At 40.9% G+C, this 15802-nt stretch carries 9 protein-coding genes; 1 reads left to right on the top strand and 8 read right to left on the bottom strand.

The annotated features are described in order from the left end of the window. The first annotated feature begins 39 nt into the window (after positions 1 to 39). Complete coding sequence (locus tag OFN67_RS01215; RefSeq protein ID WP_270873925.1) at positions 40 to 1185, top strand: DUF3137 domain-containing protein; 1146 nt, start codon at positions 40 to 42, stop codon at positions 1183 to 1185. Positions 1186 to 1422: 237 nt separating this feature from the next. On the opposite strand, the gene msrB is transcribed toward OFN67_RS01215, so the two are convergent. The 8 genes from msrB to OFN67_RS01175 form a co-directional block, all read right to left on the bottom strand. Continuing rightward, positions 1423 to 2454, bottom strand: coding sequence for a peptide-methionine (R)-S-oxide reductase MsrB (msrB, locus tag OFN67_RS01210; protein ID WP_270873924.1), 1032 nt, complete (start codon positions 2452 to 2454; stop codon positions 1423 to 1425). Positions 2455 to 2538: 84 nt separating this feature from the next. Beyond that, entirely contained in the window at positions 2539 to 4833 is a 2295-nt protein-coding gene (gene hypF / locus OFN67_RS01205; protein WP_270868239.1) for a carbamoyltransferase HypF, read from the bottom strand. Beyond that, positions 4823 to 6394 (bottom strand): hypothetical protein, encoded by a 1572-nt coding sequence (locus OFN67_RS01200; protein WP_270868240.1) that lies wholly within the window; start codon positions 6392 to 6394, stop codon positions 4823 to 4825. Before OFN67_RS01200 ends, hypF begins: the two co-directional genes overlap by 11 nt. Next, positions 6391 to 6939, bottom strand: coding sequence for a HyaD/HybD family hydrogenase maturation endopeptidase (locus OFN67_RS01195; protein WP_270868241.1), 549 nt, complete (start codon positions 6937 to 6939; stop codon positions 6391 to 6393). The genes OFN67_RS01200 and OFN67_RS01195 overlap by 4 nt, the downstream gene beginning before the upstream one ends. Next, positions 6936 to 7604 (bottom strand): Ni/Fe-hydrogenase, b-type cytochrome subunit, encoded by a 669-nt coding sequence (cybH, locus tag OFN67_RS01190; RefSeq protein ID WP_270868242.1) that lies wholly within the window; start codon positions 7602 to 7604, stop codon positions 6936 to 6938. Before cybH ends, OFN67_RS01195 begins: the two co-directional genes overlap by 4 nt. 2 nt (positions 7605 to 7606) lie before the next feature. Beyond that, a complete protein-coding gene (locus OFN67_RS01185; RefSeq protein ID WP_270868243.1) occupies positions 7607 to 9331 on the bottom strand; it encodes a nickel-dependent hydrogenase large subunit in 1725 nt (574 codons plus the stop codon). A 2-nt stretch (positions 9332 to 9333) separates the two neighbouring features. Beyond that, positions 9334 to 10479 (bottom strand): hydrogenase small subunit, encoded by a 1146-nt coding sequence (locus tag OFN67_RS01180; protein WP_270868244.1) that lies wholly within the window; start codon positions 10477 to 10479, stop codon positions 9334 to 9336. 124 nt (positions 10480 to 10603) lie between these two features. After that, on the bottom strand, positions 10604 to 15757 hold the full coding sequence (locus OFN67_RS01175) for an alpha-2-macroglobulin family protein (RefSeq protein WP_270868245.1): 5154 nt from the start codon (positions 15755 to 15757) through the stop codon (positions 10604 to 10606). Between the last annotated feature and the right edge of the window lie 45 nt (positions 15758 to 15802).

Here is a 15802-nt window from a genome sequence, read left to right as displayed (position 1 = left end):
GCCTTTTAAGCAAAAATTCAAGGTAGTTTGAGACGAAAAATGGCTGAAAATGAAAAAAATGCCAAAATCACGCTAGATACTTTGGCTCATTGGGAAAACATAAGAGCCAAAGGTTCTTTAAAAATGAAAAATGCTAAAAAATTTTTTACTTTCTTTTTGCCTATATCGATAATTTTATTAACATATATATTTTGGCGTTATGAAATTAAATTTACAAAACACACCAGCACCACAGCGTTTGACTTACTTGTCATAATGTGCTTGTCGGTGCCAATCGTGCTATTGTTATCCAAAAAATTCAAATATTTAATAATCTCTTTAATCGTAATTATTCCTTTTTTGTATTTTATAAGAAAATTTGATATTTCTTGGCTTAATTATTTTTTCTACGGCTTTTTTGGAGGCATGATAATAACTAGTTTGTTGCTTAAAATTTATGAAATCATATATTTACTCGATTTTAAAGAGTGGTTTAAATACAAATTCAAAAAGCAACTGATGAGAGAAATTATAAAAGATATTTCACCAAATTTAGTTTATGAACCGCATAAATTTATAAAATTTAGCGAATTTGATATCCCGCAACTTTATAGCGGAGGCGTTTTGGATAGCTATAATGGCAACGATTTGGTTTATGGTGAAGTAGGCGGTGTCAAAATCAAATTTAGCGATTTAAAATTTTCAAAAATAGCCCCTACACTTGAAAGACAACTTGTAAAAAACAAAGTTATGTTTTTTGGTGTATTATTTATAGCTGAATTCAATAAATCTTTTAAGTCTAGGGTTACTGTTTTGGATAATTACGACGAATTTGCTAGCTCGCATTTTACCAAAACAAAAATGGATAATGCCTGTTTTAACGACACTTTCACGACATATTGCACAGATGAAGTCGGCGCAAGATATATCTTAACCCCTGCTCTTATGGAAAAAATGTTAAATTTAAGAGAAATGCTTAACACTAAGTGCAATTTTTGCTTTTTTAACAACAAAATTTACATATATTTAAATTTTAATCGCGATAGTTTTGAAAAAATAGATTATCATAAACCTATAATCGGTGAAAATTCTATCTCAGAAGAATATAAAAACGAGATAATGCAATTTATCGATATTGTTAATAATTTAAAGCTAAATTCAAAGATTTTCAAGCCAGATACTGCACCCGAAAATTTTATTGTATAAAATTTGCACATAAGTGTCATTGCAAGCAAAGCGAAGCAATCGCCAAATTTCAAACTAAGCGCAGGGTAAATGGCAAAAATTTAAACTTTAAAATTCTGCCATTTTATGATTGATAATTTAAAATTTGACGATTGCCACGAAATTTTGCGAAAGCAAAATTTCTCGCAATGACAATGGCAAGCAAAATTTGGCGAAATTTCGGCGCAGGTATCGAAGCTTGCAGACAGCAGAATTTCACTATTTCACATACGGGATAAACTCGCCGTATCCGCGCTCGCTCATTTTTTCAAGCGGGATAAATTCGAGCGAGGCGCCGTTTATGCAGTAGCGCAAACCGCCCTTTTCTTTGATACCGTCCTCAAAAACATGCCCCAAATGCGCCCCACCAAGCCGTGAGCTAACCTCCGTGCGCACCATGCCGTGGCTAGTATCGCGCGCATAATCCAGCGCGTCGGTAGTAATCGGCTTAGAAAAGCTCGGCCACCCACACCCTGCGTCGAATTTATCCGTCGAGCTAAAAAGCGGTTTTTTCGTAACGACATCGATATAAATGCCCTTTGCGTCGAGTTTATCAAATTCGCTCGTGTATGGGCGCTCCGTCGCCTTTTCTTGCGTCACGCTAAACTGCAACGGCGTTAGATTTTCCTTCATCTCTTCTGGGCTAGGGAGCGCGAACCTGCTCTCGTCATAAAGCGGTTTGCTCGCCAAATTTAGGTCGATATGACAATATCCATTTGGGTTTTTGCCAAGGTAGTTTTGGTGATACTCTTCTGCGCGCGCGTAATTGCGTAGTGGTGCGACCTCAACGGCGATTTTTTCCTTATATTTTTTTTGTTTTAAGGCGATGAAATTTTGCAAAAATTCCTTGTCGCTCTCGTTGGTATAATAAATCCCCGTGCGATACTGCCTGCCGACATCGTTACCCTGTTTATCGACACTTATGGGGTCAATCACTCTGAAAAAATGCTCCAAAATCTCGGCAAATGCCACGACATTTTCATCAAATTTGATTTTTAGCGTTTCGGCGTGGTCTGTGTTTTTGAGCGAATAATAATCCGTTTTTTCGCTATTGCCGTTTGCGTAGCCAACCTCGCTGCTCGCGACGCCCTTTACTCGCCTAAAATACCCTTCCATACCCCAAAAACAGCCACCCGCTAAATAAATTTCTTTTAAATTTTGATTTTTGCTCTGCACGCTTTCGCCCTTTAAATTTATTTCATCTGCGCCTAAAAACAGCGCAAAACATAGTAAAAATTTTAAAATTTTCATCATTTTTGCCTTGTTTGATTAAAAATTCCCTGCGATTTTAGCGTAAAATTTTAAAATTTTAAGTTAGTTGATAAAATTTATTGATTATTTCAGGCGAGCGATATAGGCCATGAGTTGCCCGAGAGCCACGCCACTATCGTTTGCGGGAGTGTTTTTGTGTAGGTGAAATCTCACGCCATCCTCGCTAAATTTTCGCACTACCAAAGCCAAAAGCGTGGCATTTTGAAAAACCCCGCCACTTAGCACGACCTCTAAATTTCGCTCTTTTGCGATTTGAAGCATTATTTTAGCGAGTGCGTTTATGAAATTTGACGCAGCCACGGCTGGCTCATCTTTTAGCGCGCTTAAAAAAGCATTTTTGACGCTGATTTTGCCGTTTATTATCTCAAATTTATAGCGTTTTTCGCTCTCACTCGTGATTTTGCTCTCATCAAAGAGATTTTCCAAACTCATACCGCTTTGGCCGTCGAAACTAACGCTTTTTATGGCGCAAATCACACTTGCAAATGCGTCAAAAATGCGCCCAAGCGAGGTTGTCTTTGGCGAGCGCGGGGCAATTTTGGCTAGATTTAAAATTTCATTTTGGCTAAATTTCGCCAAAAACTCACTCGCCTCGCTTTCAATGCCAAATTTAAAAATCAGCGAAATTGCGAGTTTGTAGATATTTTTGATCGAACTCTCACCGCCGATTAGCGCAAATTCGTCAAAATGCAAAACCCTTTTATAGCCAAATTCGTCAAATTCCAGCACTTCGCCACCCCAAATCGCGCCATCTTCGCCATAACCAGTGCCATCAAAACTAAATCCAAGGTATTTTTTACCACTTCCAAGCAAATCATTATCCGCCAAATTCGCAACCAAATGCGCGTAATGGTGCTGAAATTTCACCACTTCAAAGCCTAAATTTTCAAAATGTTTGGAGTGTAAAAAATTCGGGTGCAGGTCGCCCAAAACAGCGTCAAATTTCAAATCATAAGTTTTGATGAAAATATCCAAAAGCGCGAAAAATCGAGCATTTGTGGCGATATTTTTCAAATCGCCGATATATGGGGAAATAAAAATTTGCCCGTCTTTGTATATTGCAAACTGGTTTTTTAGCTCCGCGCCAAGGGCGAGAAACGAGCCTTTATGAGTAAATTTGCTTTTGAAAATTTGCGGATTTAGCCCACGCGAAGTGCGTAAATATTGCGTAAAATTTTGCGTTAAATTTTGCGAATTTTGCTCCGTGATTTCTGCGATACTCTGCGTCTGATTTTGCACCACAAAGCCCACGCTATCGTCGCTTGGCGTGATAATCTCTCTGTCATTATCCAAATAAAAATCAATCACACCGCCCAATTTTTGGCGCAAACTCGCCTCATCGTAAATTATCGGCTCGCCACTGATATTAGCGCTTGTGGCGATTAACGGGCGATTAAAATACTCAAAAAGTAGCAAATGAATACCCGTATTTGCTAGAAAAATGCCAACCTTGCTTAAATTTGGCGCAACCGCCCCAGCAAGGGCTAAATTTTGCGGATTTTTCGATTTTTTAACCAAAACAATCGGTTTAATCTGCAAGTTTAAAAGCTCTTTTTCACTCTCGCAAAATTTGGCAAATTTTTCAGCCATTTCATAATCTTTACACATCACAGCAAACGGCTTATCGGGGCGATTTTTGCGAATTCGTAAGGCCGCTACGGCGTCTTCGTTCGTCGCGTCGCACATTATGTGAAATCCGCCAAGCCCCTTTACAGCGACTATTTCGCCACGAGATAAAATTTCACAAAGCATTTTAACCGCATTTTTGCCAATACCCAAAATTTCGCCATTTTTGTTTTTCAAAAAGAGCTTGGGTCCGCATTTTGCGCAGGCAATCGGCTCGGCGTGATAACGGCGATTTAGCGGGTCAATGTATTCGCCGCCGCAAAACTCGCACATTTTAAATTTCGCCATTGTTGTATTTGCGCGGTCATAAGGGAGTTTTTTGATGATACTAAGTCGCGGCCCGCAGTTCGTGCAGTTGATAAATGGGTAGCGGTAGCGTTTATTTTGCGGTTCGTAAAATTCGCGCCTGCAATCATCGCAAATGGCAAAATCAGGCAAGATTGGGTTAAATTTTTGCGTTTCTTGCGAGTGCGTGATTTTAAAATCATTATAAATTTTAGGCGCGATTTCAAAAATTTCAAATTTATCAATCCGCGCAAGTGGCGGAAGCTCGCTATAAATGCGCTCTTTAAGTCGCGCTATTTGCTCGCTCGTGGCGTTTGCGTGGATTTTCACGCCCTCGCCGTCGTTATAAACCTCGCCTTTTATGCCTAGATCGGTGCAAATGCGGTAGATAAACGGGCGAAAGCCCACGCCCTGCACAGCTCCTGCAATCTCGATTTTAACGCTCACAGCCTTGCAAACCCAAATATGCCGAGAAATCAAGGCGAGATTTGCCAAGCACGAGTGTGGCGATGTTTGCGAACCTGCGCTCGGCAAAGAGCGAACCGCTAAGCACGCCAGAATCGTATAATGCCTCGTTTGCGTCAGCCAAATCGCCGATAAATCTAGCCAGAGTATCAATCACGCCGTAGCTTAAAACCTTGTCATCGACCCCTGCTAGCTTGTAGCTCATCGCCGAACGAAGCGTTTTGGCGAAGTTAAAATCGCCGTTTTCTTTAAGCTCGAAGTCTAGTTTCATGCCCTTTTCGCCCAAAAACTCCCCAGCACACTCTAACAAATACTGCGCGTCTTTGCCAAAAATCACGCGAGAAAGCAGTTCGAAATAGCCATAAAAACTAGGTTTTACTTCGCTAAAATCGGCATTTGCTCGCGCATAATCTAGGCTAGCGTTTGCGCTAAAATTTGCCAAAAGTTTTGCGCCTGTTTCGTCGCTTTTGATTTCATCAAAAAGAGCGTCTAAATTCGCAGGCATAGCGAAATTTAGGAGTTTGCGCTTGGATTTGGCTTCGTAAATCGCAATCTCATCGGCGCTGTTTTTCGATACAAAGACCCTCATCACGCGCGAATCAAAAATCTCCCTTTCCTTGCAAATGAGCCCAAAATGCGTAATCTCATCGCCAGAGGCAAGGAGCGTTTTTTCAGCTTCGCTCATAAATTCAAAGTTTTTTGTGATAAGAAATCTATCCTCAATCACGCATAAATTTAAAAATTTATTTTTGTTACCCTGCGCGCCTTTTGCACCGACATAGTAGATTTCATCATCTTCGAGCCGTTTAAAAAGCGCGAAAGTAAAAAGATCACTACACATTTTCACATCGAAAAATTTAGGCGATTTTGAGAAGGAGCTACGAAAAACGCTGTTTGTTTTGAGGCGTAAAATTGGCTTTTCGTATGTCGCAAGGGCGATTTTTTGCTTGTCATCGGTGATAAAAATTTTATTAAACGATTTTAGGCCAGTAGCGACCATAAAGTCTGAATTTTCGAAATTTAAATCAGCACTTAGGCTGAATTTCTCGCCATTTAGCGAAATTTGCAAAATTTGATTATGACGCAAAATGCGGTAAGCATACTCGGTTAACTCTGCACAATTTTGCTTATTTACAGCGACGAAACTCTCGCCGTCAAAGACGCTAACACCGCTTAAAACCCCAAATTCGTTTTCTATAAATTCGCCACTTTGCAAAAATTCGTGAATTTGGCTTGGGGTGAAATTCGAAAATTTAGGCAAAAATTTAATCTCGTCGCTTCTGGCGCAAACTTCCTTCAAATCCCCTTCGCCAGATACCACCTCCACGCTCGATTTTGCCAAAAACGCAGAATTTGGGATAAGCGCCATAAATTTATCGCTAAATTCGAGTAGCTCTTTTTCATCTGCTTCGACATAGAGTGTGGTTAAATTTTTGCCTAAATTTAGGGCATATTTCAGCCCAGCCTTGCGCGCATAAAAATCCAAAAAATAGGCGATTAAGCCGTTGTTGTTCAAATAATCAAATTTAAAAGAAATTATCAATTTTTGCCCTTAGAATCAAAATTTTCAGCGATATCGCGCACGCTTAAATTCCCAATTTTTTCGCACGAAAAACCGCGAGAAGCGATAAAATCTATCGCCGTGCGCTCCATAATCTCGCTAGATTTCAGCACCTCATCGCTCACGCTAAACCTCATCGGCTCTATGCGCATTGGCACTACGGCTAGGATTTGCGTGCGTGGTCTATCGCCACAAAGATCTAGCATTTGCAGGGTTTCTAGCATCTCCACCTCGTGAGCCGAACCGCTCCATTTCACGCTTTTTGGCATAGCCTCGTAGTCGAAGAAATACACATCGCCGATACTGCCCTCGTCTGCGTCGATACAATCAATCAGCAAAATTTCGTCGAATTCGACCAAAATGTGCATTAAAAGCGCAGCCAGCGTGCCTCCGTCGATGAATTCGATACTATCGTCAGGTGAGTTTGGGGTGAATTTGTAGTTTTGTTGCAGTGCGTGCATAAAATGTACTCCGACACCTTCGTCGGAGTACATAATGTTACCTATACCGATAACACCTAATTTCATTTTTGAACCTTGAACTTATAGCCGCTAATGATAGCGTCCATAGCTCCGTCTTGTCCTTTTACAGCGTTGAAAACAGCCATATAAACATGCACAGGGATAAACAAAATGATGATATTCATCGATAAATGGTGGATAGTGCGAACCTCGCTTAGACCACCCATCATAGCCTCGATTGGGCGCATTAAATCATAAATCATACCGCCAAGTCCGCCATGATACATATGCACATGAAGCACAAGACCAGTGATACAAATCAGAGCCAAAACGATATAAAATCCTAAATACGCAATGAATTGCAAAGGATTATAAACGCCGTGCAAATGTGGGTGTTCGCCTAAAAATAGGTAAAATTTGATCTGCTCAATCCAAACCCTAGGATTAATAAAATCCTTGATACTAACTAGCTCTTTTCTGCTGTGTTTGTCGAACAAAAACAGATATGATTTGTAAAGCATAGCCGCCATTAGCACGAAACCTGCCACTAAATGCACGAAGCGAATTTTAGCTTGCAAGAATAAATTTGGCTCAGAACTAATCTCTGGGGCTATGAAAACATAAGCCAAATAAAATCCAGTAATTACAAGTATGACGATAGCGATAGCGCGTATCCAGTGGGTAAGGCGCAATCCTATCGAAAATTCATACTCAGCTTCTCTTTTGTTCATGGTTAATCCTTGATATTTGGATTTACTTTATATGAGCTAAGCTCGTTGCCTTTGGTATCCATAACATGAACAGCGCACGCAATGCACGGATCATAAGAGTGGATTTTGCGGATAATTTCAAGTGGTTGCGTTAAATCTGCAATTTTAAGACCGATTAAGCATGACTCATAAGATGCCATGTTGCCCTGAGCGTCTTTTGGACTAGCGTTCCATGTGCTAGGAACGACTGCTTGCCAGTTTTGGATTACTCCATTTTCGATTCTGCACCAGTGGCTTAGGCTACCGCGCGGAACATGTCCGATATATCTGCCTTTGTATGATTTCTTTTTATCGATTGTGTATTTAGCGCAAGTCTCAGTGTCGCCTGATTTAATATTAGCGATTAGGTTATTAAATGCTAATAGTCCATTATCAGCTACGACTTTTGCCTCGATCATACGGCATGCTGTTCTACCAAGAGTAGAGAATACTGCTTCTAGTGGAAGACCTGTATCGGCTAAGAATTTATCTACTACTTTTACTACAAATTCATTACCTTTTGCGTAATTTACAACGATATTTGATAGTGGTCCAACTTGAAGCGATTTGCCATCATATCTAGGAGCTTTTATCCAAGTATATTTACCCTCAGTATTTAGGACTTTTGTATCTTCCATTTCACCTTTTGCATTTAGGGTTTGCTCTACCTTAAATCCTGTGTAGTTTGGTTCTTGTTCGCCGTCATAAGGGTGAAGTGGTTTGTCATTTTTATACCATGAGTGAGTAGCTTCTTCTGTAATCTTGCTCTCATCTAGCTCATGAACCTTGCTAATATCGCCGTCTAAAATCACACCGCTTTGGAATAAGAAATCATTGCGTGAATATTGGAAAGTTTGGTGTGTCCATAGATTTGCGACACCGACATCATTTAAGACACTTGCTTCATTAGCATAAGCACCACCAGCCATAAGCAAGTCTGGATAATATGCGCGGTTGATGAAATCAGCAACTTCTTGGAATTTGACCATATACTCACCAAGTCTTGCTGGGCTTAGGATATCCATTACGCATGTTACGCCACCGACTGTTAGGGTTTGTGGGTGTGGTTGTTTGCCACCGAAAATAGCCATCATTTGCGCAGCTGTTCTTTGGATACGCAAGCACTCTAAATAGTGGCTAAGCGCAATCAAATTTTGCTCAGGGGTTAGCTTGTATGTGCTGTGTCCGAAATATGCGTTTGCAAATGGTCCAAGTGCGCCTTTTTCAACGAAAGCTTTTACTCTTTGTTGAACCGCTTTTAGCTGATCCTCACCGCAAGCATAAGGCAAATCTGTATATCTGAAAGCCTCTTGGCTAGCAGCGTGTGGATCTGCGCTTAGTGCGCTCACGATATCGACCCAGTCAAGTCCGTGTAGTTGATAAAAATGCACTGGGTGATCGTGCATAAATAACGCAGTGTTCATTAGCGTTCTAGTCAAAATCGCATTTAGTGGTGGAGTTATGCCAAGAGCATTTTCAACAGCTGAAATTCCAGCATTATAGTGAGAAAATGTGCAAACACCGCAAATTCTTTGCATAAAAAAGCCGATATCCCTAGGATCGCGACCCTTAACGATAGTCTCTAATCCACGCCATAAAGTAGAGCCAGAATACGCATCCGTTACAACTCCGTTATCATCGACAACTACTTCTATGCGTAAGTGTCCTTCAATACGAGTTATCGGATCTATTACTAATCTTTGTGACATTTCTACTCTCCCTTATTCTTTTTAAATGATGCAATGGCTGCATGAACTGTGATAGCTACACCTGTAACAGCCAAAATTCCTATACCGATTTTATCGGCTGTCGCATCAGCACCTGCTCCGCTAAATACGGTATTGTATAATCTATCTGCCAATGGCTCCTCAAATGGTCCCATGTGATCCCAAAAATCAGGCTCAGAGCAGCCGATACAGCCATGACCTGCTTGGATTGGCCAGCTAGTGTGAGCGTTAAATCTCTCGCGTGAGCAGTTATTAAATGTATATGGGCCTTTGCAACCTACTTTATATAAACAATATCCGTCTTTTGCGCCTTGATCGCCGAATTGCTCTACGAACTCACCTGCATCGAAGTGACCGCGTCTTTCGCACAAATCGTGAATTCTAAGTCCGTAAGCCCATTTTGGACGATTATAAACATCAAGTGCTGGAAGTGTGCCAAATAGTATGTAGTGAAGGACATTTCCTACGATATTTTTTTCGCTTGGCGGACAGCCAGGGACATTGATTACTTGTTTTTTAGTTAATTTGCTTAACGCAACAGCGTTTGTTGGGTTTGGTTTTGCTGCTTGGATACCACCGAAGCTCGAACATGTTCCAATAGCAAAAATCGCAGCTGCACCAGCAGCAGCATGTCTGCAATGCTCGGCACCTGTCTTACCAGCAGGTCCTACTGTAAGGAAATATTCGCTACTTCCGCTTGGAATTCCACCTTCTACCATTAAAATATACTGCCCCTTATATTTTTCGATAGCTCCGTCTAAATTTTCCTCTGCTTGCCAGCCAGCAGCAGCCATAATCGTCTCGTGATATTCTAAACTAATATAGTCGAAAATCAACGAATCGATAGTTGGAGTATCAATTCTAAGTAAGCTTTCGCTACAACCTGTGCATTCTGCCATGTGAAGCCAAATCACAGGTAAGCGATCGGCGAGTTCTGCCGCCCGTGCAACTTGTGGTGCAAATACGCTAGGTAACCCAATCGCCGCAGTCATTGCGCCTGCCCATTTCATAAAATCACGGCGTGAAAAACCGCGCTCAGCAAGGCGTTTAGTGATACTATCGCCCTCTTTTATCTTGGGTAGTTTAGCGACTTGTTCTAGCCTATCGGCTACTTTTGCTAAATCAATCATTATGTTCTCCTTTACGCTTATAGCGTTAATCCGTAATTATATAGTTTTTTTGTTTAAAATTTGTTAAGGAAGAACTTACTTGTAGTTAAATTTTCTACAAGTAAGTTAAAATTTAAGGTTAGATTTATTTTATTTTGAAATTTAGCACTGGTAAATCATAATCCATTACGCTTTCGTTTTGCATATCGGTGATACTCACAGCTGGCAAGGCACACATACCAGAATACACTACATTAAGCGGCGTGTAAAATACGCCGGTATAGTCATTGCCGTTTTTCGTATCTTTGTAATACGCCCCACCAACCGGGAAGCTTAGCACCCTATCAAACATTATCTCTTTGTGCTCGAAGCCAGTTTTGTCCTGCAAATTCTCAGGCCTTATAAATCCCGGATTTATGCGCTCATTGACGATCTCAAAGCAGGTGCTTGCCGCCTCGTCAATCACAAAATTTCTGATATAGAAATTTGAGCGGAAATTTATCTTAGAATAAATTCTTTGCCCTACTTTTAGATTATCAAGCGAAACCGCATTACCAGCCTCATCGACAAATTCACGCACGATTTCTAGCTGTTTGATTCCGTGCAGATTTCCTGTGTGGTTGTTTATACTAAGTGGGCTATGTTTGAGCGCGACTGGTTCGTAACCAAAGCTAAGCAAATTAGCAAAAATTTTCTCGCCATTTTTTGGCGAAATTTTGATCTCTCTGTCGTTAGAATTTAGCGTAATTACTGAATTTGACGGAGTTTGGATACTTTGTGTAAGTCCGTTTGCGACTATATCTGCGCCCACACCCTTATCATCTTCGCCAAAATACGCTTCTAGCGCTCTTAGCACAAACGCTCTTTCTTGCGTGCTATAAATGTCTTGTAAATTTTGGCTTAAATTTTGCGCCAAAGTATCCAAAATACTATCTTTTATACCGACACTTCCTAAGGCATACAGAGCAAATCCAGCGTCCCTAACCTCACTAGCAAAAATTTTACTAGCATCTTTATTAGCATAATCAAATTTATAATTTGAACTATAAATTTTACTAAATTCCGCGCTCATTCTGTGTTTTTGCAAAATCGCAAGCATAGAAAATGTTGCTAGCGGGCTAGCTTCGTAGAGTTTTTTATCATAGACGAAATTTAGCTCATCATCGCTTAATGCGCCAACCCTATCTAGCACGAAATCCGCATACAATCGCAAGCTAGGCTCGCTAGAATACGACGATTTTAGCGCCCTTAAAATCAGCTCTTTTTGTTTTGGGGTTAGGATTTTGTATTTCGCGTCCATATCCAAAAGCACATCGCTAGCATACAGCGACGCAAATGCGTTCGTCTCGCCATGCGCGCTCCAATACCCAAACTCGCCGTTATTTTTAAGCCTTGATAAAATTTTCGTAGCATGCTCTAAAACAGCCCTCTTCATCGCCTCGTCGTGGTCGCGTTTATAAAAGAAATCATAGGCTAAAATTTTAGAACTAATCTGCTCTGTGCAACCATACGGATATCGCTCCAACTCCCTTGCCACCGTATAAGTGCTAGGTCTAGTGCCTATGTATGTAAAGACATCTTTATACGAAGCTGGCAGACTAAAATTCATCGGCGCGTCGCTATAAGCACTGGCGCTAAATTTCGAGCGCGGAAACTGCGAAATGACATCAAATTTCAACTCATACTCAAATTTCGCCCCATTTTCTTCGCTCGCTTCCAAGCTCACCACGCCCTCGCCAAGCTCTAACGCATTTGCTCTAAATTTCAAATTCTTTGCTTCTAGCGCGCCTAGCGTGATATTTGCATCACTAAGCGAAATTTGAACTGCGTCGTTAAAACTCGCCTTTAAATTTAGCGATTTTGGCGAATTTGTCGTATTTATGAGCGTTAGCGGGATATTTATATCATCGCCTTTGACCATGTATGTCAAATCAGCTGGTTTGATGACGATATCATCTTTGACGCTGATTTGAGAGTTTGCCCAGCCGATTTTTTCTTCATCATCAAGGGCTAGCGCACTTAGGCGAATCATAGAGTTAAAGTGTTTTGGTAAATCTACCTCAAATCTAGCCTCACCTACGCCGTTTGCGATACTCTCATACATTTTGACAAATTTTTTATCTTTTTTGTTTTGCACTGGGCTTAAATTTCGCTTCGCGCTTTTTAGCATTTCATCGCCACCAAAACTTAGTTCTTTGCCGTTTGCGCTATACACACTCAAATCATCGAAAATATCGAAATATCGGTGCCTGAAATATATCGGCTTATCAAAATACGAAAACGCATTTAGCTCTTTTTGATTTATCGCGTCTAGTATTCCTAAATCCACAGCATAAAGCGTGATTTTAGAATTTGGCGCGGATTTTGCCACGATTATGGCTTTTTCGCCGTTTTTATACTCAGACTTGCTTTGCAGGCTAAGAGGGAGTTTTTTCTCGCTCACATCGAGGCTTACGGCTACATTGGCGTAAGTGCGAAGTGGCATAGCAGCGCCCAAAGCAGCGCGTGAAATGCTAGCGCTAATGTGTCCGCCGGTGAAATTTTCTGGCACTCTTAGCTCGAAACTTGCGCTGTTTCCGCGAATTTGCGTGATTTTATAATCATACACACCCTCTCCTATCAAAGCCACATTTAGCACGCCGTTTTCGATAGGCGAAGTAATCACGCCTTTTATCATTTCGCCAGGTTTGAGCTTTGATTTTTCTAAATTTATACGGGCGGTATTGACATCTTTGGCATTTAGCCTGCCATAGTATCCATATCCGCTCACATCGACTCTCACGCTCGCACTTGCCCCGCTTGCGTAGTCGTTTGCTACTACGATATACGAACCGCCATTTTCGAATTTATACCCAATCTGTGAGCCCTCTGCGCTAATGCTATCCACAAGCGAAAAGCTCTCTTGCTCGACATATCTCTCGCCATTGTAAATGTAAGTGAAATCTTGGCGATAAATTTCTAAATCCACCTTGCCTTTTTGCTCTTTTTTGCTAACGCTATCTAGCAATGCAAGGTCGAATTTCACCTCCTCGCCACTGCTTATAAAGTCCTTGTTAGCGCGAATTCCGAGAATTTTTTCGTATGGATAGTAGCTTAGCATTTTATATGCGCTGACATTTTTGCCCCCGTCTTGGACGCTAAAATTCATCATCAAATTTGCCGCATTTGAGACACCCTGCGCCTTTGGAGCGATTACGAGGTCTTTTTTGCCATTATTATCCAGCCTAAATTCCTCGCTTTTTACCTCCAATGTGCCCTCTTTTTTAAGTCTTGCATTTGTGAAGCTGTATCCTTCAAAACCGCTGATTTTAAGCTCTTTTTCGTAAGATTTCACCTCAATTTTGCTGGCTAAATTTGCAGCTGGTGCGCCCACAAGGTAGTTTGAAATCAAATTTGCGATTATTAACTCATCTTTGTAAATTTCATCTTTGCTCGTTAAAATTTCGTTTTTCACGCGGTTTGGTATGAAATTTTCGACGCTAAATTTCTTGGTTTCGATGATTTTATCCTCGTAAATCAGCTCAAAGGTATAACTTCCGCTTTTTTCGCCCAAATTCTCTTTGAAATTTAGCGCGCCATAAGAGTCGGTTTTGAGCGCGCGAGTGATGATATTCACGCCGTAAGGATCTGTGATTTTGTATTTAATCGGAGTGTTTTTAATCGGCGTAAAATCGCTCTTTTTGAGCACCACAGAGCCGATTAGTGCCTCATTTGGGCTTACTAGCTCGCTAGCGAAATACACCATTGCCCGCGCATCGCTTGTAGTCGCTTCCGTGCTAGAAACAGCCTCGTCAAATATCACAAATCCGCGCTCTTTGCCGTCTGTAATCTCGATAGATTTAGGATTTTTATCCAAAAATTTAGTGTCATTTACAAGCAAAATCCCGTCACTATTTGTGCGCTTTTCTAAAATCATCTCGTTTTTGTCATTGTAAATTTTAACGATAGCGTGCGACAAAGCCTTCGCATCGCTTAGGCGCGAAGTATAGATTAGTGCGCCACTATCAGCCATACTAACCTGAGCTGAAATGTCGCTGATATAGACTGTGCGCGAGATAGTTCGCATTATAGCGCCCTCTTTATAATGCACATCTATCACATACACGCCGTCCTCAAAGCCCTTAAAATCCATAGCGATTTTATGCTCGCTAATCTCGTTTTTCGCCCCGCCAATGTCAAATTTTTTATTCACAACCTCGCTAGCTAGCGAGTGCGGATAATTGCTTTCGAAATTTAGAAAATATCTGAAATTCTCATCGCTGATTTTTGAAACGCTAATGCTAATTTCATTTAAATTTGAGCTTTTTATCGCGATATTTGCGTTTTTAGGGACGAATTTTTTCATATCACTAAACTGCACAAAAGGCTTCCTATCGCCAGTTTTGAAATTTAGCTTTATTTCATCTCTAACTATCCTAGAATCATCGCCAAAGCCCTTTAAAAGGCGCAATTCATAGCTTTTATTTGGCGCAAATTCAGCGCTTTTGATATCTACATGATAGTAGTATTTATCACTGATTTGCGGGTATTTTTGCTCATCTTCGTAGTATCTGTATCTAGCCTCGCCAAGGCTAAATTTACCCACGCCATTAACGCGGATAAATTTGGCTAAATTCGCGTCATCGACATAGTGCGGGAAATACAGCCTCGCTCCAAACGAGCCGTCATTAAAGCTAATTTCGCGGATTTTGACATCATCTAGGTTTGACGCATTTATACTATCACTAAATGGCTCTTCATCTGCTTTTAGGATTTTTGGCGCGCTTAGCGTTGCGCCGTTTTTTGATTTTACAGCGCCTGCTTCGATGACGATATTTGGGTGCTTAGCGTCATAAGAAATCAAAAAACTTCTATCATTTTGTGCGCTAATGGTAAAGCTAATATCGTTTTTGGCTAAATTTTGCAGCGAATACACCCTAATCCCTGACTTTGCCCCCTCCTCGCTAACGCTATCGTTAAAGCTAATCTTTGCAAGACCTGGGCGCAGTATTTTAAGCTCGCTCGCGCTAAACTCAGCCGTCGTAAAGCTAAATTTCTCCCCGCCAATCTCGCAGTTATAGCGAGTGCTAGCATTTAGCTTAGTCTTTGGATAAAACTCTATTTCACCGCCATTTTTATACTCATACACGCCAGTAATCCCTGGCGCACATTTTGCGATTTGCTCCTCGCTTATGCCAAAAGGCGCGATTTTTGCACCACTAAAAACCAAGCTCTCATCATTAATCTGCGTTTCCACGCCAAAGAGCCACCCAGCGCAAAGTGCGCTACAAAGCCCAAATTTGATTAAAATTTTTTCCATGATTTTCCCCTAAGAATTTCGCGTAATTATATTGTGAAATTTTTA

Source organism: Campylobacter sp. JMF_11 EL3, assembly GCF_027736965.1.
GTDB lineage: Bacteria > Campylobacterota > Campylobacteria > Campylobacterales > Campylobacteraceae > Campylobacter_B.
Note: the sequence above shows the minus strand (reverse complement) of the source record. Positions and strands in the feature narration are given on the sequence as shown.

Coding starts and splice junctions, on each gene's coding strand:
- OFN67_RS01180 (WP_270868244.1), bottom strand. CDS start 10,479: ATGATTGATTTAGCAAAAGTAGCCGATAGGCTAGAACAAGTCGCTAAA.
- OFN67_RS01175 (WP_270868245.1), bottom strand. CDS start 15,757: ATGGAAAAAATTTTAATCAAATTTGGGCTTTGTAGCGCACTTTGCGCT.
- OFN67_RS01185 (WP_270868243.1), bottom strand. CDS start 9,331: ATGTCACAAAGATTAGTAATAGATCCGATAACTCGTATTGAAGGACAC.
- cybH (WP_270868242.1), bottom strand. CDS start 7,604: ATGAACAAAAGAGAAGCTGAGTATGAATTTTCGATAGGATTGCGCCTT.
- msrB (WP_270873924.1), bottom strand. CDS start 2,454: ATGAAAATTTTAAAATTTTTACTATGTTTTGCGCTGTTTTTAGGCGCA.
- OFN67_RS01195 (WP_270868241.1), bottom strand. CDS start 6,939: ATGAAATTAGGTGTTATCGGTATAGGTAACATTATGTACTCCGACGAA.
- OFN67_RS01215 (WP_270873925.1), top strand. CDS start 40: ATGGCTGAAAATGAAAAAAATGCCAAAATCACGCTAGATACTTTGGCT.